Annotated in this window: 19 protein-coding genes; 8 read left to right on the top strand and 11 right to left on the bottom strand. The window is 73.1% G+C overall.

From position 1 onward, the window contains the following. Window positions 1–86 precede the first annotated feature (86 nt). Both ACFZBB_RS13060 and ACFZBB_RS13055 read right to left on the bottom strand, forming a co-directional pair. The gene (locus ACFZBB_RS13060; protein ID WP_391120788.1) at window positions 87–1,304 is read right to left on the bottom strand and encodes an acyl-CoA dehydrogenase family protein; all 1,218 of its coding nucleotides are present in this window, start codon (window positions 1,302–1,304) and stop codon (window positions 87–89) included. Beyond that, window positions 1,301–2,449, bottom strand: coding sequence for an acyl-CoA dehydrogenase family protein (locus ACFZBB_RS13055; RefSeq protein WP_391120783.1), 1,149 nt, complete (start codon window positions 2,447–2,449; stop codon window positions 1,301–1,303). Before ACFZBB_RS13055 ends, ACFZBB_RS13060 begins: the two co-directional genes overlap by 4 nt. 175 nt (window positions 2,450–2,624) lie before the next feature. On the opposite strand from ACFZBB_RS13055, the gene ACFZBB_RS13050 reads away from it, so the two are divergent. Further along, a complete protein-coding gene (locus tag ACFZBB_RS13050; protein ID WP_391120780.1) occupies window positions 2,625–3,776 on the top strand; it encodes an acetyl-CoA C-acetyltransferase in 1,152 nt (383 codons plus the stop codon). 6 nt (window positions 3,777–3,782) lie between these two features. On the opposite strand, the gene ACFZBB_RS13045 is transcribed toward ACFZBB_RS13050, so the two are convergent. The 5 genes from ACFZBB_RS13045 to ACFZBB_RS13025 all read right to left on the bottom strand — a co-directional run bounded on the left by ACFZBB_RS13045 (window position 3,783) and on the right by ACFZBB_RS13025 (window position 8,159). Continuing rightward, on the bottom strand, window positions 3,783–4,574 hold the full coding sequence (locus tag ACFZBB_RS13045) for a VOC family protein (RefSeq protein WP_391120777.1): 792 nt from the start codon (window positions 4,572–4,574) through the stop codon (window positions 3,783–3,785). Between the two features lie 84 nt (window positions 4,575–4,658). Further along, the gene (locus ACFZBB_RS13040; RefSeq protein WP_391120775.1) at window positions 4,659–5,732 is read right to left on the bottom strand and encodes a nitronate monooxygenase; all 1,074 of its coding nucleotides are present in this window, start codon (window positions 5,730–5,732) and stop codon (window positions 4,659–4,661) included. Continuing rightward, a complete protein-coding gene (locus ACFZBB_RS13035; protein ID WP_391120772.1) occupies window positions 5,729–6,544 on the bottom strand; it encodes a CoA-transferase in 816 nt (271 codons plus the stop codon). Before ACFZBB_RS13035 ends, ACFZBB_RS13040 begins: the two co-directional genes overlap by 4 nt. Then, window positions 6,541–7,413: a CoA-transferase gene (locus ACFZBB_RS13030; protein WP_391120769.1), complete on the bottom strand. Its 873-nt coding sequence runs from the start codon at window positions 7,411–7,413 to the stop codon at window positions 6,541–6,543. The genes ACFZBB_RS13035 and ACFZBB_RS13030 overlap by 4 nt, the downstream gene beginning before the upstream one ends. Next, entirely contained in the window at window positions 7,410–8,159 is a 750-nt protein-coding gene (locus ACFZBB_RS13025; RefSeq protein WP_391120765.1) for an enoyl-CoA hydratase family protein, read from the bottom strand. Before ACFZBB_RS13025 ends, ACFZBB_RS13030 begins: the two co-directional genes overlap by 4 nt. Before the next feature lie 111 nt (window positions 8,160–8,270). Here ACFZBB_RS13025 and ACFZBB_RS13020 point away from each other — a divergent pair, with 111 nt between their 5' ends. Together ACFZBB_RS13020 and ACFZBB_RS13015 are read left to right on the top strand one after the other, a co-directional pair. Beyond that, window positions 8,271–9,053 carry an SDR family oxidoreductase gene (locus tag ACFZBB_RS13020; protein ID WP_391120763.1) on the top strand — a complete coding sequence of 261 codons (783 nt, stop codon included), beginning with the start codon at window positions 8,271–8,273 and terminating at the stop codon, window positions 9,051–9,053. 4 nt (window positions 9,054–9,057) lie between these two features. After that, window positions 9,058–9,705: a TetR/AcrR family transcriptional regulator gene (locus tag ACFZBB_RS13015; RefSeq protein WP_355337624.1), complete on the top strand. Its 648-nt coding sequence runs from the start codon at window positions 9,058–9,060 to the stop codon at window positions 9,703–9,705. Window positions 9,706–9,994: 289 nt separating this feature from the next. On the opposite strand, the gene ACFZBB_RS13010 is transcribed toward ACFZBB_RS13015, so the two are convergent. Both ACFZBB_RS13010 and ACFZBB_RS13005 read right to left on the bottom strand, forming a co-directional pair. Next, window positions 9,995–10,447: a nitroreductase/quinone reductase family protein gene (locus ACFZBB_RS13010; protein WP_391121118.1), complete on the bottom strand. Its 453-nt coding sequence runs from the start codon at window positions 10,445–10,447 to the stop codon at window positions 9,995–9,997. Window positions 10,448–10,527: 80 nt separating this feature from the next. After that, window positions 10,528–11,754, bottom strand: a complete 1,227-nt coding sequence (locus ACFZBB_RS13005) for an acyl-CoA dehydrogenase family protein (RefSeq protein ID WP_391120760.1) — start codon at window positions 11,752–11,754, stop codon at window positions 10,528–10,530. A 286-nt stretch (window positions 11,755–12,040) separates the two neighbouring features. Here ACFZBB_RS13005 and ACFZBB_RS13000 point away from each other — a divergent pair, with 286 nt between their 5' ends. The 3 genes from ACFZBB_RS13000 (at window position 12,041) to ACFZBB_RS12990 (ending at window position 14,546) form a co-directional block, all read left to right on the top strand. Then, window positions 12,041–12,307: a hypothetical protein gene (locus ACFZBB_RS13000; protein ID WP_355337618.1), complete on the top strand. Its 267-nt coding sequence runs from the start codon at window positions 12,041–12,043 to the stop codon at window positions 12,305–12,307. A gap of 53 nt (window positions 12,308–12,360) precedes the next feature. Next, window positions 12,361–13,539, top strand: a complete 1,179-nt coding sequence (locus ACFZBB_RS12995) for an acetyl-CoA acetyltransferase (protein ID WP_391120757.1) — start codon at window positions 12,361–12,363, stop codon at window positions 13,537–13,539. A gap of 74 nt (window positions 13,540–13,613) precedes the next feature. Then, on the top strand, window positions 13,614–14,546 hold the full coding sequence (locus tag ACFZBB_RS12990; protein ID WP_391120753.1) for a trypsin-like peptidase domain-containing protein: 933 nt from the start codon (window positions 13,614–13,616) through the stop codon (window positions 14,544–14,546). 27 nt (window positions 14,547–14,573) lie between these two features. On the opposite strand, the gene ACFZBB_RS12985 is transcribed toward ACFZBB_RS12990, so the two are convergent. Together ACFZBB_RS12985 and ACFZBB_RS12980 are read right to left on the bottom strand one after the other, a co-directional pair. Continuing rightward, window positions 14,574–15,011, bottom strand: coding sequence for an OB-fold domain-containing protein (locus tag ACFZBB_RS12985; protein ID WP_391120749.1), 438 nt, complete (start codon window positions 15,009–15,011; stop codon window positions 14,574–14,576). After that, window positions 15,008–15,460 carry a DoxX family protein gene (locus tag ACFZBB_RS12980; RefSeq protein WP_391120746.1) on the bottom strand — a complete coding sequence of 151 codons (453 nt, stop codon included), beginning with the start codon at window positions 15,458–15,460 and terminating at the stop codon, window positions 15,008–15,010. Before ACFZBB_RS12980 ends, ACFZBB_RS12985 begins: the two co-directional genes overlap by 4 nt. Window positions 15,461–15,643: 183 nt before the next feature. Between ACFZBB_RS12980 and ACFZBB_RS12975 the strand changes: the two genes are divergently transcribed. After that, window positions 15,644–16,825 carry an NAD(P)-binding domain-containing protein gene (locus ACFZBB_RS12975; RefSeq protein ID WP_391120743.1) on the top strand — a complete coding sequence of 394 codons (1,182 nt, stop codon included), beginning with the start codon at window positions 15,644–15,646 and terminating at the stop codon, window positions 16,823–16,825. A 290-nt stretch (window positions 16,826–17,115) separates the two neighbouring features. Continuing rightward, window positions 17,116–19,293 carry an acetate--CoA ligase family protein gene (locus ACFZBB_RS12970; RefSeq protein WP_391120740.1) on the top strand — a complete coding sequence of 726 codons (2,178 nt, stop codon included), beginning with the start codon at window positions 17,116–17,118 and terminating at the stop codon, window positions 19,291–19,293. Window positions 19,294–19,306: the final 13 nt, after the last annotated feature.

Here is a 19,306-nt window from a genome sequence, read left to right as displayed (position 1 = left end):
GCCGTACGGGGCGGGCGAGTCGGGGCCGGCGCCCGTGGACGGGGGCCGCGCGGGTCGCTCGCGGGGCGCTCGCGGGTCGGCGGGGTTCAGCGCGGCGGGCAGGACGGGGACGGGCCGTCCTGCGCGAAGAGGTCAGCCGCCACGGCGGCGCGATGCCGGGTGGAATCGCCCCACGCGCCGGAGAGCGCCCACACCCGGCGCAGCCAGAGCGAGAGGTCGTACTCGTCGGTATAACCGATCGCGCCGTGCACCTGGAGACACCCGCGCGCCGCTTTTCCCGCCGCCTCGTTCGCGAAGACCTTCGCCATGGCCGCGTCCCGCGCGGCACTGGGCAGCCCGTGGTCGTACGCGTACGCCGCCCGCGCCACCACCGGCCGCGCGAATTCCACGGCCAGCAGGACGTCCGCCAGCCGGTGCTTCACCGCCTGCCGCTCGCCGATCGGGGACCCGAACTGCACGCGGCCCTTGGCGTACTCCACCGTCCGTTCCAGCATCGCCGCCGCCGCGCCCACCAGGTCGGCCGCCGCCCCGATCGCCCCGAGCCGCGCCGCCTTCCCGGCCGCCTCCCCCCATTCCCGCGCGAGCACCCGCCCGCCGCCGTCCGCCACCCGCGCCAGCCCCCGATTCGGGTCGACCCCGGCAACGGGCGTACGCGGCCCGGACCCCGCCTCCCGCAGCTCACCGTCTTCCGTGACCACCAGCACGTGATCGGCGTGGGCGGCGTGCGCGACGACGGGCTGACCTGCCGGTTCGGATACGGATACGGACGTGGGTACGGATGCGGGCGGGGGTACGGATGCGGGCGGAGGCGCGGACGTGGGTACCGCTCCCGGCGCCGGGTCCGGGGCGGGGAGGGACACGGCGACGGTCACCGCGCCCTCCGCCAGCCCCCGCAGCACATCCGCCCCCTCCGGCAGCCCGCCGAGCAGTTCCGCCGCGACCGCCGCCTCCAGCAAGGGCTCGGGCAGGCAGGCGCGGCCCGCCTCCTCAGTGAGCGCGACGAGCGCCCGCGCGCCCAGGGGCGGCTCGTCGAGGCGCTGCTCTCCGAGGGGCTGCCTGCCGGAACCGTGGCCGCCGGAACCGTAGTCGTCGGGACCGTAGTCGTCGGCACCGAGACCGGAACCGAGACCGAGGCCGCCGTACTCCTCCGGGACCAGCAGCCCGGTCGCCCCGATCCCGGCGAGCGCACGCCAGCGGTCCCGCGAGAACCCGGCGCGCACGTCGGCCGGTGTGCAACGCGCCGCCAGCAGCTCGCGGGCGGTGCGGGCGAAGAGCTGCTCGTCGGGCGTGGGCGCGAGTCTCATCGGCGGGGCTCCCGGGGGAGGCCGAGCAGCCGCTCGGCGATCACATTGCGCTGGATCTCGTTGGTGCCCGCGTAGATGGGTCCGGCGAGCGCGAAGAGGTAGCCGTCCAGCCACGGCCCGCACCGCTCCGCCTCCGCGCCGAGCACGCGCAGTGCGATGTCGTGCAGGTCGAGGTCCAGTTCCGACCAGAAGACCTTGTTCAGCGAGGACTCCGGCCCGCTCTCCTTGCCCTCCCGCATCCGCGTCACCGTCCGGTAGGTGTACAGGCGGTACGCCTCCGCCCGCATCCACACGTCCGCCACCGCGTCCCGGTGCGGCGCCGCCTGTTCGGGGCGCAGGCGGCACAGGTCGAGCAACCGGTCGGCCGCCGCCAGGAACCGTCCGGGGCTCCGCAGACTCAGCCCCCGCTCGCTCCCGGTGGTGGACATCGCGATCCGCCACCCCTCCCCCGCCTCCCCCAGGACGTCCCGGTCGGCCACGAACACGTCGTCCAGGAACACCTCCGCGAATCCGGCCTCCCCGTCGAGCTGCCGGACCGGCCGTACCGTCACGCCCGGCGCCGCCAGGTCGACCATGAAGTACGTCAGGCCGTGGTGCCGCCGCGAGTCGGGGTCGCTCCGGAAGAGGCCGAAGAGCCGGTGCGCGTAAGCCGCCCGCGAACTCCACGTCTTCTGCCCGCTCAGCCGCCACCCGCCGCGCGCCTCGTCCCGTACCGCCCGCGCCCGCAGATTCGCCAGGTCTGAACCCGCCTCCGGCTCCGACCAGCCCTGCGCCCACACCTCCTCCCCGCTGGCCATCGGCGGCAGCACCCGCGCCCGCTGCTCCTCCGTGCCGAAGGCGAAGACGGTGGGCGCGAACAGGAAGATCCCGTTCTGCCCGACGCGCCCCGGCGCGCCCGCCCGCCAGTACTCCTCCTCGAAGATCAGCCACTCGTCCAGGCCGAGGCCCCTTCCCCCGTACTCCTCCGGCCATCCGACGACCGCCCACCCGGCCTCGTACAGCGTCCGCTCCCACTCCTGGTGCGCGCGGAAACCGTCCGCCGTGTCCATCGACGGCAGCGGCTCGTGCGGCACCTGACGGGCGAGCCAGTCCCGTATCTCCTGCCGGAACGCGTCCTGTTGAGCACTGAAGGAAAGGTCCGTCACCGCGCTAGGATAACCGACAATCTGACGGAGCGTCAGATCCCGGTACGGTCAGGACGCACCTCACCGCACGCCACCGCGCCCTCACCTCAACGCCCTTCACCTCACATCGCCTCACCTCTCATCACCCTCACGTCACCTCTCATCACCTCCCAGCCCTGCGAGAACGGAGCCCCCGATGCCCGAGGCCTACATCGTCGAAGCGGTACGCACCCCCGTCGGCCGCAAGAACGGCGCCCTCGCCCCCGTCCACCCCGCCGACCTCGGCGCCCATGTGCTGACCGCCCTGGTCGAACGCGGCGGCTTCGACCCCGGCGCCGTCGAGGACGTCGTCTTCGGCTGCGTCGACGCCATCGGCGGCCAGGCCGGTGACATCGCCCGCACCTGCTGGCTGGCGGCAGGACTGCCCGAGCACGTACCGGGCGTGACCGTCGACCGGCAGTGCGGCTCCTCCCAGCAGGCCGTGCACTTCGCGGCGCAGGCCGTGCTGTCCGGCACCAGCGACCTGGTCGTGGCGGGCGGCGTCCAGAGCATGTCCCGGATACCGATCGGCGCGGCCATGGTGGTGGGCCGCGAGTACGGCTTCACCGATCCGTTCTCCGGGTCCACCGGCTGGCGCGCCCGCTACGGCGACCAGCCCGTCAGCCAGTTCGGCGGGGCCGAACTCATCGCCCGCGACTGGGACATCAGCCGCGAGGACATGGAGCGCTTCGCCCTGGAGAGCCACCGTCGCGCCCTGCACGCGCTCGACAGCGGCTGGTTCGCCCGCGAAACGGCCGCCCTCCCCGAACTCGCCGCCGACGAGGGCCCCCGCCGCGACACCTCGGCGGAGCGGATGGCCGCCCTGCCGTCGATCGTGCCCGGCGGCCGGCTCACCGCGGCCCTGTCCTCACAGATCTCCGACGGCGCCGCCGCGCTGCTCGTCGCGAGTGAACAGGCGGTGCGCGACCACGGCCTGACCCCCCGCGCGCGGATCCACCATCTGTCCGCCCGCGGCTCCGACCCGATCCGCATGCTGACCGGGCCGATCCCCGCGACCGAACACGCCCTGGCCAGGACGGGCATGTCCATCGGCGACTTCGACGCGGTGGAGATCAACGAGGCGTTCGCGTCCGTGGTCCTGGCCTGGCTGAAGGAGACCGGCGCCGACCCCGACGTGGTCAACCCGTGCGGCGGCGCCATCGCCCTCGGCCACCCGCTGGGCGCGACCGGCGCCCGGCTGATGACCACCCTGCTGCACCACCTGGAGCGCACCGGTGGCCGCTACGGCCTCCAGACCATGTGCGAGGGCGGCGGCCAGGCCAACGTCACCGTCATCGAACGGCTCTGATCCAGCTCACGCGCCGGGTATGGAGCCGCTCCTCCGTGTCACGTCGATGATCGCGAACCTCGCGCCCTGGTCGTCGGCGACGACGGCCATCCGTCCGAACGGCGAGTCCTCCGGCCCCATGACGACCCGTCCGCCGAGCCGGCCCACGGTGTCGGCGGCGGCGTCGCAGTCCGCCACCACGAAGTAGACCTGGAACGCGGGCGGCTCGTCCCCGCCCCCGGACGCGCTGTTCATCCGGCCGGCGAGCTGACCCTCGGGGTCGCCGGGGCGGGACCACACCTTGTAGTCGAAGTGGACACCGTCACCGACCTGCACGCCGTCGTAGCCGAACACCGTCTCGTAGAAGGCGTCGACCGCCGCCGCGTCCCGCGTGTGGTTCTCGGCCCAGCAGTAGGCACCGGGCACGTTGACCACGTCGAAGCCGGGGTGGCCGCGGAGTTGGAAGGCGCCGAAGAAGGAGCCGCCCGGGTCGACGGCGCCGACCAGCACACCGGTGTCGCCGATCTCGTCGGGGCCGAAGACGACGTGCCCGCCCGCCTCGGTGATCTTGGCCGCGGTCTTCGCGGCGTCCGCGGTGGCCAGGTGTATGCCCCAGGCCGTGGGCATCGACTCGTCCATCTTGCCCATCAGGGCCGCCGCGTTCTTCCCGTCGAGCTTGGCCAGTGTGTAGTGCCCGAACTGCTCGCCCTGGTCCTCGAACGTCCAGCCGAACAGTTCGCCGTAGAAACGCTGCCCGGCCGCGAGGTCGGGAAGCGAGACGTCGGCCCAACAGGGAGCACCTTCACCGAATGCGGACATGAGCTGATTCCTCTCGCGAATGTCTGGAATGCCACCGTAACCAGTGATCTTCCCGTCCGCACGAGACAGAATTCGAACATATGGTCAATTCTTGAGGCGGCCCAGGACTTCCTCGGTTTCGGCCATGATCCGGTCCACCAGCTCCGCGCACGAGGGCAGGTCGGCGATCACTCCCGCCACCTGCCCCGAGGCCATGACGCCCAGGTCAGCGCGCCCTTCGACCATCGCGGCGCGGAGCAGCACCGGGGTGTTCGCGGCCATCAGGACCTGCGGCCAGCTCAGCTCGCGGGCGCCGCGCATCGCCCGTCCCTCCCGGAGCATCGCGCGCAGCGGCGTCCCGGACAGCCGGGAGAAGCGGACGGCGTTGCGCAGCGCGCGCGGGTAGCGGACGAGGGGGCCGCCGCGTTCCAGCGAGCGGACGAAGTCGGTGGCGAGGACGCGGTGCCGCACGCCGTCGACCTCGGTGGTGACGAGGGTGCCGGTGACGTCGGCGGCCAGGTAGCGGTCCTGGACGGCGCGCGGCACGGGCGCGTCGGAGGTCAGCAGGAAGCGGGTGCCCATCGCGATGCCGTCGGCGCCGTAGGCGAGGGCCGCGACGAGGCCCCGCCCGTCGAAGAAGCCGCCCGCGCCGACCACGACCACCCCGCTGCCCCGCAGCGCGTCCACCACCTGCGGCAGCAGCAGCGTGGTCGGCACCCGGCCGGTGTGCCCGCCGCCCTCGCCGCCCTGCACGATCACCGCGTCCGCGCCCCACTCGGCGGCCTTCTCCGCGTGCCGCCGCGCCCCGACCGACGGCACCGCGACCATGCCCTCGTCGTGTGCGGCGCGGATCAGCTCCCTGGTCGGCGCCTGGGCGAAGGACGCCACCCGTACTCCTTCGCGGCCCATCAGCGCGATCCGCCGTGCCGCGTCCGGCGCGTCGGCCCTGAGGTTGACCCCGAAGGGCCGTCCGGGGGCCGCCGCCTTGACCTCGGCAACGGCCGCGGTCAGTTCGTCGTACGACAAGGTGGCGGCGGCCAGTACGCCGAGGGCCCCGGCGTTGGCCGCGGCGGCAACGAGGCTCGGGCGGGCGACGTATCCCATACCGGTCTGCACGATGGGGTGGCGGATGCCGGTGAGGTCGGTGAGGCGGGTGCTCAGCGGACCGCCGGCGGTCATGCGGGGACCTCGCGGTCACGGACGGAGCGCGGGTCGAGGACGTCGCGCAGGACGCGCAGTTCGGCGTCGGTGGGCTGTCTGGTGGTGGGAACGCGGGCCGGGACGGTGAGGCGGAAGCCGGTCGCCGCTACGACCTGCTCCAGCGTGACGCCGGGGTGCAGCGAGGCGAGCCGCATGTGGTGGCCGGGTCCGCCGAAGTCCAGGACGCACAGATTGGTGACGACCGTGCGCAGGCCGTGGAAGCGCGCGGCGCGGCCGACGGCGGCGGCACGGTCGTAGCCGATGCCGCAGACGACGTCGACGCGCTCGACGAAGGCGCGGGTGGCGTGCCGGGGCACCCAGTAGCTGGTGGTGTGATTGACGGTGTTGCCGGGGGCGCCGCGCGCGCCGAGGAGCTGCCGGGCGGGGCGGGCCCAGGGGCCGATGCAGGAGATGTTGGCGTTGCCGTACGCGTCGATCTGGCTGGGGCCCATCATGACGTGGCGCCGCCCGCGCGCGGCCAGGTCGAGGACCGCGCGGTAGGGCAGCCAGCCCTCGACGGTGAGCGCGTCGGGGGCCGTCCCGAGGGGGACGTCGCCGGCCAGCAGATAGGCCAGGCCGTCGCTGAGCACCAGGTCGGGGGCGAAGGTGGCTCGGGCGAGGCGGGCGCCGAGGGTGGGCACGACGCCCATGGGGCTGGCCAGGATCTCGCCGTCGCCGCGCCAGGCGTCGGCGCAGGCGGTGACGCAGATCTCGGCCCTGGTGGCGGGGCCGGTCGCCGCGGCGGTCGAGCCTTTCGAGGGCGCGGTCGGGCCGTTCGGTGTCGCGGTCATCGGGCCGCTCCCTCGTGGAAGTTATCCACAGCATGTTGATAAGACGATTCATCCATATGGCTGAGGAAGCGTTCGGCGAAGGCGGCCCAGGCCGCCGGGTCGGCCGCGGCGGTCGCGTAGGCGCGCTGGAACGGCTCGTCGCGGCCGTATTCGGGCGGGCACTCGGTGAAGTGCGCGCCGCGCGGCGCCTCGATCACGCCGTGGGTGAGGTAGCGGTGCAGGACGAGGGCGTGCACGCACCCCGCCTCCTTGAGCAGGTCCGCGGTGGGCACGACGCGTTCGGCCGACACATAGGCGGCGTCCGCGGCCTGGCAGAACAGGTCGTCGAAGAACTGGTCGGGCCCGGTGAGTGCGGCGCTGCCCGCGGGGTCGGCGAGGTTGGCGTGCACCAGGGCGGCGTCCAGCCGCAGCGGCGGTACGGCGACCACCTCGTCCCCGGTGCCGTAGGGGTCGGGGAGCACCCGCAGCTCGGGCGCGTACCGCAGCACGTCGGCGCCGAGCCCGGCGCGTACCGGCATGAAGGGCAGCCGGAGGGCGGCGGCGCGCAGCCCTGCCAGGAACATGCCCTCGTCCATTTCGAGCGCCTTGACGGTGCCGTTCTCGCGGGCGGCGCGGAAATGCGGTTCCAGGGGGACGGAATCGAGGGTGACGAAGCCGTAGACGACCTTGCGGACCTTGCCCGCCGCGCACAGCAGGCCGACGTCGGGGCCGCCGTAGGAGACCACGGTGAGGTCGGTGAGCGGGGAGCGGAGGATCGCCCGCACCAGGGCCATCGGTTTGCGGCGCGAGCCCCAGCCGCCGATGCCGACGGTCATGCCGTCGGCGAGGTGCGCTATCGCCTCGTCGGCGGTCATGCGCTTGTCCGTCATCCGGCGCCTCCCTCGGTGAAGGCGTCGCGCAGCCGGTCGCCGACGCCCGCCAGGTTGAGTTCGAAGGTGAAGCCCTGCTCGTAGCGGTAGGAGCGCTTGACGTCGACCGGGTCGATGCCGTTGAGCGACTGTTTCGCGGCCCTGACCACCTGCGGGTCCTTGGCGGCGACCGCGGTGGCGATCTCGATGGCTGCGTCGCGCAGACGATCCCTGGGGGTGAGCGCGAGGACCGTGCCGTAGCCGTGCAGCTCGGCGGCCGTGGCGTTCTGCGACGTGTAGACCATGTGCCGCATCCGCTGCTGCGGTACGAGCCTGGCCAGGTGCGTGGCGGCGCCGAGCGCGCCCCTGTCGACCTCGGGCAGGCCGAAGTACGCGTCATGGGAGGCGATGAGCAGATCGGCGTTCCCGGCCAGGCCGATGCCGCCGCCGAGGCAGAAGCCGTGCACGGCGGCGATCACGGGGACCTGACAGTCGTAGACGGCGGAGAAGGCGGCGGCGCATCCGGCGTTGGCGCCGAGCAGCGCGTCGAATCCGGCGGTGCCCTGCATCTCCTTGAGGTCGACCCCCGCGCAGAATCCGCGGCCCTCCGCGCGCAGGACCACCGCCCGCACCTCGGGGTCCGCGCCCTGCGCGGTGAGCGCGTCGGCGAGTGCGAACCAGCCCTTCACATCGATCGCGTTGACCGGCGGCGCGTCGATCACCACTTCCGCGACGCCGGTCCCGGGACGTGCCACCTGTATCGCCATGCGCCGTCCTCCGCCCGCTCGTTGGCCTTTTACGGATGTACGGATCCGGATCCCGACCGATGTCCGGCACAGATCTGACGGAACGTCAGTTCCTCTGGCACGATAACCCACGTGACGGACGACCTGGAAGGGCGAGTGGCGCTCGTGACCGGCGGCACCCGCGGCATCGGCCGGGGCATCGCCGAGGGGCTGGCGGCGGCCGGCGCCCGGGTGCTGGTGTGCGGGCGCACAGCGCCCGCGGACCTGCCGCCCGGCGTCGCCTTCCGGGCCGCCGACGTCCGCGACCCCGAGGCGGTGCGGGCGCTCTTCGCGCACGTCGCCGAGGCGTACGGGCGGCTCGACCTGCTGGTGAACAACGCGGGCGGCTCCCCCGCCGCCGACGCCGCCACCGCCTCGCCGCGCTTCTCGCGGGCGGTCGTCGAGCTGAATCTGCTGGCGCCGTTGTACTGCGCACAGGCCGCGTACGCCCTGATGGCCCGCCAGCCGGACGGCGGATCCATCGTCAACATCGGCAGCGTCAGCGGCAGCCGCCCCTCACCGGGAACCGCCGCATATGGCGCCGCCAAAGCGGGCCTTGCCTCCCTCACTCGCTCACTGGCCGCCGAGTGGGGCCCCGCGATCCGGGTGAACTGCCTGGTCGTGGGCCTGGTGCTGACGGCCCGCTCGGCGGCGCACTACGGGGACGGCGACCCCGCCGTACAGCGCGCGGTGGCCGCCGCCATACCGTTGGGGAGATTCGCGGAACCGGCCGACATCGCCGGTCCCGTCCTCTTTCTGGCCTCCCCGTCAGCACGCTATGTAACCGGCGCTGAGCTGCATGTTCATGGTGGCGGTGAGCTGCCTCCCCATTTGCAGGCGGCCGAATCGCGCGCTGATCACCCGTCGGTAAACTGACGGCATGACAGGACAAGTTCGCACCGTCGACGGCCGTGTTGCCGGTCGCCGCGGGCAGGCGACGCGGCAGAAGCTGCTCGACTGCCTGGGCGAGATGCTCAGCACGTCGCCGTACCGGGACGTCAAGGTCATCGACGTCGCCCGGATGGCGGGCACCTCCCCCGCAACGTTCTACCAGTACTTCCCCGACGTCGAGGGCGCCGTTCTCGAACTCGCCGACGAGATGGCCAAGGAGGGGGCGGGCCTGACCGAATTGGTCGCGGGCCGCTCCTGGGTCGGCAAATCAGGCGCCCAGGCGGCCGAGGAACTCGTCGACGGTTTCCTCTCCTTCTGGCGGAAGCACGACGCCATTTTGCGCGTCGTCGACCTCGGAGCAGCGGAAGGGGACAAGCGGTTCTACAAGATCCGCATGAAGATCCTCAACGCCGTCACCAATTCCCTGACCGACTCCATCAAGGACCTTCAGAGCAAGGGCAAGGTCGACAAGGAGGTCAGCCCGGCGGCCGTCGCCGGATCGCTGGTCGCCATGCTGGCCGCTGTCGCCGCTCACCAGAAGGGCTTCACGAGCTGGGGCGTCAAGCAGGCCGAGCTGAAGCCGAATCTCGCGCTGCTGGTCCACCTCGGTGTGACCGGAAAGAAGCCCGCCAAGTAGCGGACGCGGCACGCACCGCTTTTCGCGTTGACGTTTCGCCGTCCTGCCAGAAAGTCACGCCCTGACGCGGGCGCCGCACAGTCCTCGGGGGAGGTACGCGGCGCCCGCGTCTTCGTGTGGGTGACGGCACGGATTCCCGGCTTCGTGTGCACCCTCCCGTGTGCACGCCTCCGTGCGCGCGACTTCTTGCCCGCGTCTTCGTGTGGGTGACGCCCCCATCCGCGTCTTCGTGTGGGTGACGCCCCCATCCGCGTCTTCGTGTGGGTGACGGTTCACCCCCGCCCGCACCTCACTCGCGCGGCGCCAGCCGGAACACCCGGATCTCGCGCGTCACGCGGGAGGCATAGACCGCGTAAGGCGGCCAGAAGGCGACCAGCGCCTTCCAGGCGGCGGCGCGGTCGTCGCCGGTCAGCAGGTTCGCGGTGACCTGGAGGTCGCGGCCCCGGCCGCTGATCACGGCGTCGGGATGCGCCAGCAGATTGGCCGACCAGGCCGGATGCCCCGGACGGCCGAAGTTGCTGCCCACCAGCACGAGAGTGCCGCCGTCTTCGGGCATGCACGCCAGCGGCGTACGCCGCGGCAGTCCGCTGCGGGCGCCGGTCGCGGTGAGGACGACGCCGGGCAGCAGGCTCGCGCTGACCAGGAACCTCCCGCCGGTCAGCCGGTGGACCGCGCTGTCCATGACCGGCACCACATGCGGCGCGACCTTGGCGAAGGCCCGGGTGGCCGACACCTTCTGCACGAACCTGCCGAGGACGCCGGTCCTGCTGACGACACCGCGCCCGCTGACGGCGCCCTTCGCGTCGGCGTCGGCCGCGCCGCTCACGCCGCGCTCCTGACCACCGCGGGCGCGAAGAGCCCCGCCCGGTCGGCGGCGTGCGCGCGCAGGGCGTCGACCGGTCCGAAGAGCAGCTCGTCGGCGGTGGCCCGCTTGAAGTACAGATGCGCGTGGTGCTCCCACGTGAAGCCGAGGCCGCCGTGCAACTGGATCGCCGCGCCCGCCACCGTGCGCAGCGTTTCCAGCGCCTGGGCGAGGGCTATGGGCGCGGCCAGCTCGAACTCGGCGCTCGCCTCGGTGTCGTCCACCCCGGAGGAGGCCCCGGCCGCCCAGGCGGCGTAATAGGCGGCGGACCGCGCCGCCTGAAGCTGTACGTACAGGTCGGCGAGCCGGTGCTTGACCGCCTGGAAGGAGCCGATCGGGCGGCCGAACTGCTCCCTGACCTTCACGTACTCCACCGTCGAGGTGAGCGCGTGATCGGCGGCGCCCACGGCTTCCGCGGCGAGCGCGGCGGCGGCGAGGCGGCCGGCGTCGGCCAGGGCGGCGGCGGGGGCGCCGCCGAGCGCTTCGGCGGGAGCGTCGCGCAGCTCGACGCGGGCCAGGGGCCGGGTCTCGTCGAGCGCGGTCAGGCGGGTGCGTACGAGTCCCGGTGCGGAGGATTCGACGAGGAAGAGCCGGGTACGGGTGGCCGCGTATCCACCGGTGTGGGCCGCCACGACCAACAGGTCCGCGCTGTGCGCGCCGAGCGCGCGGTCCGCCTGCCCGTAGAGCAGGTGCCGTCCGGCCGGCCCGTCGGCCGCCGCGCGGGCCTGGACGCCGCCCGCCCGGCCGCCGCCCGCCCAGTCGCCGTCATTGGGCCCGGTGAGGGCCAGCGCGGTGGCCGGCGGCCCCGCGGTGACCAGCGCGGCGGTCAGGGTGCCGTCGGCGATCCGCGGCAGCAGGCGGCCCCGCTGCTCCTGGCTGCCGAGGGCCGCGATCAGGGGCGCGGCCAGGACGGAGGTGCCGAGCAGCGGGGACGGCAGCAGCGCCCGGCCGGTCTCCTCGCAGGCGAGGACCAGTTCGGTGGGGCCGCAGCCGACGCCGCCGACCGCTGCGGGCAGCGCGAGCCCCGGCAGGCCGAGCGCCTGCGCGAGATGGCGCCACAACGCCTCGTCGTGCCCCGCCGCCGTGGCGACGGCGACCCGCACATCGTCGGGACCACAGCGTTTGTGCAGCAGGTCCCGCAATGTGCGCCGGATTTCGGCCTGCTCGTCGGTGAACGCGGCGTCCATCGGCCGCTCCTCCCTGCCGCGACTGCGATCTGACGGGCCGTCATCATAGGTGCCCCCCGCCGCGATGCCCAGGCCCGTGCACCGCCGATACGCGAGCCGATGCCAAGGCCTGCACCTGGCGACGAGAGCCCCACCAGCGCCCGGGCGAATACGCGAACCCGCGGCGCCGCACGGCGACCGCCACCCGTGCGCGGCCCCACAAGAGCGCCCGCCTGGGACCGTAACACCCACCACCCCGGACCCCCGCGCACTGACGCGCACGCCCCGGCGGGGCATCATGTCCCGCATGACCAGCAGCAGCCAGCCGCCGGGGGCGCCGCGGCGCAGCGCCCTCCGCCGCTTCCTCTCCCCCGGCCCCGACTCCTCGACGACCCAGCTCAGGGCGTACGCGTGGACGTGGGCGATCTTGCTGGTGGTGTGGATCAGCGCGCAGTTCTGGGCGCATCCGGACGGGCTGCGCAGGGCGCTGTACATCCTGCTGTCGCTGGTCTCGATCACGCAGGCGCTGAGCGCGCTCGCACTGCTGAGCAAGCGCTCGGACAGGAGGCGCTGAACCCGTACCGGGACCGTATCGCCGCCCACCGAATCTGATGTACCGTCAGATTCATGGCTCAACGCCCCCGTGGACAACGTGCTGTGGCGGTCGTCGGCGTCGCCCTGTCGGACTGCGGACGGGTGGACGACGCCACCGCGTACGCGCTGCACGCGCAGGCGGCCAGGCGCGCGCTCGCCGACTCCGGTCTCGACCGGGCCGTGGTGGACGGCCTGGCCTCCGCCGGGCTCGGCACGCTGGCGCCGGTCGAGGTGGCCGAGTATCTGGGGCTGCGGCCGACCTGGGTGGACTCCACGGCCGTGGGCGGCTCGACATGGGAGGTGATGGCCGCGCACGCGGCGGACGCCATAGCGGCGGGCCACGCCAACGCCGTGCTGCTCGTCTACGGCTCCACCGCCCGCGCCGATCTCAAGGCGGGCCGCCGTACCGCCAATCTGTCCTTCGGCGCGGGCGGCCCGCTCCAGTTCGAGGTCCCCTACGGCCACACGCTGATCTCCAAGTACGCGATGGCCGCGCGGCGCCATATGCACGAGTACGGCACCACCTTGGAGCAGCTCGCCGAAGTCGCCGTCCAGGCGCGGTCGAACGCGGCCCGTAATCCCGACGCCATGTACCGCGCGCCCATCACCGTGGACGAGGTGCTGTCGGGACCGATGATCGCGGACCCGTTCACCAAGCTGCACTGCTGCGTGCGCTCCGACGGCGGCGGCGCCGTATTGCTGGCGGCCGAGGAATATGTGCCGGATTGCGCCAAGCCGCCGGTATGGGTGCTGGGCAGCGGCACGTCGGTGTCGCACACGTCGATGGCGCAGTGGGCGGACTTCACCGTCTCCCCCGCTGCGGCCTCGGGACGGCTGGCCTTCGAGCGTGCGGGGGTGACGCCCGCGGAGATCGACCTGGCGGAGATCTACGACGCCTTCACCTATATGACGCTGGTAACGCTGGAGGATCTGGGGTTCTGCGCCAAGGGCGAGGGCGGTGCCTTTGTGGCGGACGGACGGCTGTCGGTGGACGGCGCGCTGCCGGTGAACACCGACGGCGGCGGCCTGTCCGCCTGCCACCCCGGCATGCGCGGTCTTTTCCTGCTGGTCGAGGCCGTACGGCAGTTGCGCGGCGAGGCGGGTGAGCGGCAGGTGCGCAAGGCGGGCGGGCGGCTGCCGGAGCTGGCCGTCGCCTCGGGGACCGGCGGCTGGTTCTGCTCCTCCGGCACGATGGTGCTCGGCCGGGGCTGAGGCCGGGCGGTCCGCACCGGTCAGCGCCGGTGTCCCGGCCGTACGCGGCCGGGTGCGCCCGATACCCTTCCCGCGTGCTGCGACGTCTCCTGCTGCCCGCCGTGTGCACCGCCGCGCTGGTCCTGGTGTCGGTGCTGCTGCCCGGCGCCGGACGCCCGCGTACGGCGCCACACTGGACGAACAGGGCCGCCGCGCGCTTCTGGACCCCCGAGCGGATGGCCGACTCCATGCCGTCGTCGGTCCGGCAGCTCGGCCCGGCGGCGGAACCGGGCACCGTGCCGGGGCCGTTCACCCGCTCCGAGACCGCGACGCACTTCGGGGGCGTCCCGACCGTCGGCATGCTCTTCTCGGTCGACGGCGACATGACCGCGCACTTCTGCACCGCGAGCGTCGTGCACAGCCCCGACCGCGACCTGATCCTGACCGCCGCGCACTGCCGGCCGGGCGCGAACATCGGCTTCGTACCGCAGTTCCGCGCGGGTGCGGCCCGGCAGCCGTACGGGATCTGGGCCGTCTCGCAGGTCTTCACCGACGCGCGCTGGGCACCCGCGGACGACGCCGAATCCGCCTACGACTTCGCCTTCGCCCGGGTCGCGCCGGACGCGGACGGGCGGCGGATCGAGGAGGTGACGGGCGGCAACCGCCTGATCCGTACGCCCGGCTTCCACAACCGCGTCACCGTCATCGGCTACCCGCGCACCTCCGACGACCCGTCCGACGAGGCGATCACCTGCACGACGACCACCTCGCGGCTCGAAGGGCTGCGCCAATTGCAACTGGTGTGCGCGGGTTACTTCGCCGGCACCTCCGGCAGCCCGTGGCTGCTCGACTACAACACCCGCACCAAGAGCGGCAGCGTCATCGGCCTGATCGGCGGCGAGGACGAGGGCGGGCTGTCCGACCGGATCTCGTACAGCCCGTTCTTCGACGACGCGATCCAGGCGCTGTACCGGAAGGCGGTACGGACCCGGTCGCAGACGCCGCACATGGTGACGGCCAAGCGCTGACGCCCGCCTCACGCGGGCGGCAGGGGCTCAGGCCGGGCGGAAGACGGGGATCACGGGCTCATCCTCGGGTGGCGTTCCCGCGTTCGCGCCACGGCGGAAATCCACCCTCAGCGGCATGCCGATCCGTAATCCCTGCGCCGCGCAGTCGATGACTTCCGTCATCATGCGCGGCCCTTCGGCGAGGTCGACGACGGCCGCCACATAGGGGAGTCGGTCGCGGAACGGCGGCAGGTCGTTGAGATGGACGACCGACCAGGTGTAAAGGGTGGCGAGGCCGGAGGCGGTCTCCCAGACCACGTTCTCGCTCCAGCAGTGCGGGCAGAATTCGCGCGGGTAGTGGTGCGCGGCGCCGCACCCGTCGGCCCGGCAGCGCCGGATGAGCAGCCGCCCCTCGGCCGCCGCGTCCCAATAGGTCCGGGTGAAGGCGTCGGTCCGCGGCAGGTCGAACCGCGCCGCGCCGCTCACCGGAACAGCCCGAAGGCGTCGTCCAGCGACCACGTCTGCCAGCTCACGGCGAAGAACGCCACGACCGAGATCAGCGCCATCATCGCGTTCTGCCCCTGCTCGGCCCAGTCGTGGATCATCAGGACGAGGTAGAGCAGGTTCAGCAGCAGGCCGCCGACAAGGGCGACGGGGGTGAGCAGGCCGGTGACCAGGCCGAGCCCGAGGGCGAGTTCGGCGTAGACGACGACGTACGCCATCAGGCGCGGGCGCGGGGCGACGACCGCCGCGAAGCCGGTGCGCACGAAGGGCCAGCGGTGCCGCTCGGCCACGTCGGCGGCCCAGGCGATGCCCGTGCCGCGCGCGAACCACGCCTTCTTGTCCTTGTGCCGCCAACTCTCCAGCCACCACAGCCCCAGCCCTATGCGCAGTACGGCCAGCCATTCCGGGCCGCTGAGCCAGATCGCGCGCATGCCGGACCTCCTCCAAATCTGACGGTACGTCAGTTCAGCGGACGGCAGGCGGTGTGCGCAAGAGGCCGGACCAAACCTCGCCGACCGATCCGTTCCGGGCTACGCTCACACGCGCGCGAGCAGTTACCTTCCGGTACCGCCGCAACTCGTTTCTCGTACGACTTTCAGGCCCCGGGAGTTTCCATGTCCCACCCCAGCAACGCCGGCTCGGGCACGCCCGCGAGCAGCGCGACCGCCGAGCCGGACGCCATCGTCATCGGCGCGGGACCCGGCGGCCTTGCCGCCGCTGCCGCGCTCAGAGCGCGAGGGGTGCGCCCCCTGGTGCTGGAGCGCTCGGAGCACCTCGGCGCCTCCTGGCGCGCCCACTACGACCGGCTGCGGCTGCACACCACGCGCCGGCTGTCCGCGCTGCCCGGGCTGCAGATCCCGCGCGCGTACGGCCGTTGGGTCGCCCGCGACGATGTGGTGCGCTACCTGGAGCAGTACGCCGAGCACCACGACCTGGACATCACCACCGGCATAGCGGTGGAGCGCGTCGACCGCGCGGCGTCGGGCGCGGGCTGGGAACTGCCGGCCAACGGCGGCCGGGTGCTCACCTCCTCTGTGGTCGTGGTCGCCACCGGCCACAACCACGCGCCGCACATACCGGACTGGGAGGGCCGCGACACCTTCCCCGGCGAGCTCCTGCACTCCGCCGCCTATCGCAACGCCGCCCCCTACGCCGGGCGCGACGTGCTCGTCGTCGGCGTCGGCAACAGCGGCGCCGAGATCGCCGTCGACCTCGTCGAAGGCGGCGCCGCCCGGGTACGGCTTGCCGTCCGTACCCCGCCGCACATCATGCGCCGGTCCACGGCGGGCTGGCCCGCGCAGGCCAGCGGCATCCTGTGCCGACGGCTGCCGACCCGCGTCGTCGACCGCGTCGCCCCGTACATCGAGCGGGCCAGCGTGCCCGACCTGTCGGCGTACGGCCTGCCCCGCCCGGAGACCGGCCTGTACGCGCGCGTGCTCGACGGCTCCATCCCCGTGCAGGACGTGGGCCTGATCGAGGCCGTACGCGCCCGGCGGGTCGAACCCGTCGCCGCCGTCGAGCGCTTCGACGGCGACAAGGTGCACCTGGCCGACGGCTCGCAGATCAGCCCCGAAGTCGTCATCGCCGCCACCGGGTACCGGCGCGGCCTCGAACCGCTCGTCGGCCACCTCGGCGTACTCGACGGGCGCGGGCGCCCGGTCGTGCACGGCGCCCGCTCGCCCAAGGGCGCCCCCGGCCTGTACTTCACCGGCTTCACCAACCCCATCAGCGGTATGTTCCGCGAAATGGCCATCGACGCCCGCCGGATCGCCCGGAAGGTGTCCCACACCCGCTGACCCGTACGCGCCCGCTCCGTACGCAACGCCGTGGCAACCGGGCGTGCGCGCGCTGACGCACGCCCACTCTCACACCCCCGCTCCCACATCCTCCTCTCTCCATGCCCGCCGACCCGCTCAGGACGCCAGAACCCCGTGTCCCCGCGAGCGAACCGGACGCCGCGTGTCCGCACCCCGCACAGGGCCGCACATTTCTTTTCCGTGACCCGACTGTTCCTGACAGGTCGTCAGTTCAGTAATCTGACTATGCGTCAGTTCTGTAGACCCAGCAGCAGGAGGGGGCGAGACCGATGCTCGGATCCACGTTCAGCACCCGCAGTCCCGGCCCGGGGCCCGTCGCGCGCGGCGGGTCGGACACCGATGTCGGCGGCCGTCCGCTGCACGCCCCCGTACCCGACCTCGACCGGTTCTTCCGGCCACGGACGGTCGCGGTGGTCGGCGCGTCCGACACCGAGGGGCGGCCCAACACCGGCATCACCCGACAGCTCCTGACCTGGTCGCAGCGGGTCGGCGCCCAGTTGCTGCCGGTCAACCCCGGCCGGGAGACCGTCTTCGGCCTGCCCTGCCACGCCTCGGTGGCCGACCTCCCGGAGGACGTGGACCTGGCCGTGCTGCTGGTCGCCGACCCGCTGCCGGTGATCGAGCAACTGGGCGAGGCGAAGGTCTCCTTCGCCGTGGCCTTCGCCTCCGGCTTCGCCGAGACCGGCGCCGAGGGTGCGGCGGCCCAGACCCGGCTGGCCGAGGTCGTCGCCCGCTCCGGCATGCGGCTGCTCGGACCGAACACCAATCTCAACGCCTTCGAGGAGTTCCGCGAGGACCTCACGGGACCCGCCATCGCGCTGATCACCCAGTCCGGCCACCAGGGCCGCCCCCTGCACTCCCTCCAGCAACTCGGCATCCGGCTCAGCCACTGGGCGCCCACCGGCAACGAAGCGGACCTGGAGACCGCCGACTTCATCTCCTACTTCGCCGGGCAGCCCGAGGTCGGCGCCATCGCGGCGTATGTGGAAGGGCTCAAGGACGGCAGGTCGTTCTGCCTCGCCGCCGACCGCGCCGCCCGGCGCAAGGTGCCGGTGGTGATGGTCAAGGTGGGCCGCACCGACGCCGGGGCCAGGACCGCCGCCTCGCACACCGGCAAGCTCACGGGGACCGATTCCGTGATCGACGCCGCCCTGCGGCAGTTCGGCGTGATTCGCGTCGACGGCCTCGACGAACTCCAGGACACCGCGGCCCTGCTGGCCCGCGCCCGGCCGCCCGCCGCGGACGGGGTCGTCGTCTACTCCATATCCGGCGGCACCGGCGCGCACTTCGCCGACCTGGCCACCTCGGCCGGGCTGCGGCTGCCCACGCTGTCGGAGGCCAAGCGCACCGAACTCCACCAGTGGATCCCGGACTACCTGAACGTCGCCAACCCGGTCGACAACGGCGGCCACCCGGTGGGCGACTGGCGCGGCCGGAAGATCATCGACGCGATCCTGGCCGATCCGGCCGTCGGCGTACTGATCTGTCCCATCACCGGCCCCTTCCCGCCGATGAGCGACAAGCTGGCGCGCGACCTGGCGGACGCGGCCGAGGAGACGGAGAAACTGATCTGCGTGGTGTGGGGCTCCCCGGTCGGCACCGAGGACGCCTACCGCACCACCCTGCTGGGCTCCTCCCGGCTGGCGACCTTCCGCACCTTCGGCAACTGCGTCACCGCCGTGAAGTCCTACCTCGACCACCACCGCTTCACCGCCGCCTACCGCTCGCCCTTCGACGAGGCGCCGCGCACACCGTCGTCCTCGGCGCGCAAGGCGCGCGGCCTGCTGCGCGCGGGCCACCAGCTCAGCGAGCACGCGGCCAAGCAACTGCTGCGGGCCTACGGGATCCGGGTGCCGCGCGAGCAGCTGGTGGCCAGCGCGGCGGGCGCCGTCCGGGCCGCGGGCCTCGTCGGCTACCCGGTGGTGATGAAGGCTTCCGCGGCGCAGCTCGGGCACAAGACGGAGCTGGGCCTGGTCAGGCTCGGCCTCACCTCGGCCAGCCAGGTCAGGGACGCCTACCGCGAACTCACCGACACCGCCCGCGCCGCCGACATCAACCTGGACGGCATCCTGGTCTGCCAACTCGTCGAGCGCGGCGTGGAGATGGTGGTCGGCATCTCGCCCGACCCGCTCTTCGGCCCGACCGTCACCGTGGGACTCGGCGGAATCCTGGTCGAGGTCCTCGCCGACACCGCCGTACGCGTACCGCCCTTCGGGCCGGACACCGCGCGCGGCATGCTGGACGACCTGCGGGGCCGCAGGCTCCTCGACGGGGTCAGGGGGGCGCCGCCCGCCGATACCGACGCGCTCGTCGACGTGGTCATGCGCGTGCAGCGGATGGCCATGGAACTGGGCGACTCGCTCGCCGAACTCGACATCAACCCGCTGATGGTGCTGCCGCGTGGGCAGGGCGCGGTCGCGCTCGACGCGCTGGCCGCCTGCTACTGACCGCGCCGACCTG

The organism is Streptomyces sp. NPDC008139 (genome assembly GCF_042957025.1).
Taxonomy (GTDB): Bacteria; Actinomycetota; Actinomycetes; order Streptomycetales; family Streptomycetaceae; genus Actinacidiphila.
This window is presented reverse-complemented; position numbering and strand designations above follow the sequence as displayed.

Excerpts from the sequence above, each read along its gene's own strand:
- ACFZBB_RS12975 (WP_391120743.1), top strand. The coding sequence starts at position 15,644 with ATGTCCCACCCCAGCAACGCCGGCTCGGGCACGCCCGCGAGCAGCGCG.
- ACFZBB_RS13015 (WP_355337624.1), top strand. The coding sequence starts at position 9,058 with ATGACAGGACAAGTTCGCACCGTCGACGGCCGTGTTGCCGGTCGCCGC.
- ACFZBB_RS13040 (WP_391120775.1), bottom strand. The coding sequence starts at position 5,732 with ATGACCGCCGGCGGTCCGCTGAGCACCCGCCTCACCGACCTCACCGGC.
- ACFZBB_RS12970 (WP_391120740.1), top strand. The coding sequence starts at position 17,116 with ATGCTCGGATCCACGTTCAGCACCCGCAGTCCCGGCCCGGGGCCCGTC.
- ACFZBB_RS13060 (WP_391120788.1), bottom strand. The coding sequence starts at position 1,304 with ATGAGACTCGCGCCCACGCCCGACGAGCAGCTCTTCGCCCGCACCGCC.
- ACFZBB_RS13050 (WP_391120780.1), top strand. The coding sequence starts at position 2,625 with ATGCCCGAGGCCTACATCGTCGAAGCGGTACGCACCCCCGTCGGCCGC.
- ACFZBB_RS12995 (WP_391120757.1), top strand. The coding sequence starts at position 12,361 with ATGGCTCAACGCCCCCGTGGACAACGTGCTGTGGCGGTCGTCGGCGTC.
- ACFZBB_RS13030 (WP_391120769.1), bottom strand. The coding sequence starts at position 7,413 with ATGACGGACAAGCGCATGACCGCCGACGAGGCGATAGCGCACCTCGCC.
- ACFZBB_RS12980 (WP_391120746.1), bottom strand. The coding sequence starts at position 15,460 with ATGCGCGCGATCTGGCTCAGCGGCCCGGAATGGCTGGCCGTACTGCGC.
- ACFZBB_RS13025 (WP_391120765.1), bottom strand. The coding sequence starts at position 8,159 with ATGGCGATACAGGTGGCACGTCCCGGGACCGGCGTCGCGGAAGTGGTG.
- ACFZBB_RS13045 (WP_391120777.1), bottom strand. The coding sequence starts at position 4,574 with ATGTCCGCATTCGGTGAAGGTGCTCCCTGTTGGGCCGACGTCTCGCTT.
- ACFZBB_RS13035 (WP_391120772.1), bottom strand. The coding sequence starts at position 6,544 with ATGACCGCGACACCGAACGGCCCGACCGCGCCCTCGAAAGGCTCGACC.
- ACFZBB_RS13000 (WP_355337618.1), top strand. The coding sequence starts at position 12,041 with ATGACCAGCAGCAGCCAGCCGCCGGGGGCGCCGCGGCGCAGCGCCCTC.
- ACFZBB_RS13005 (WP_391120760.1), bottom strand. The coding sequence starts at position 11,754 with ATGGACGCCGCGTTCACCGACGAGCAGGCCGAAATCCGGCGCACATTG.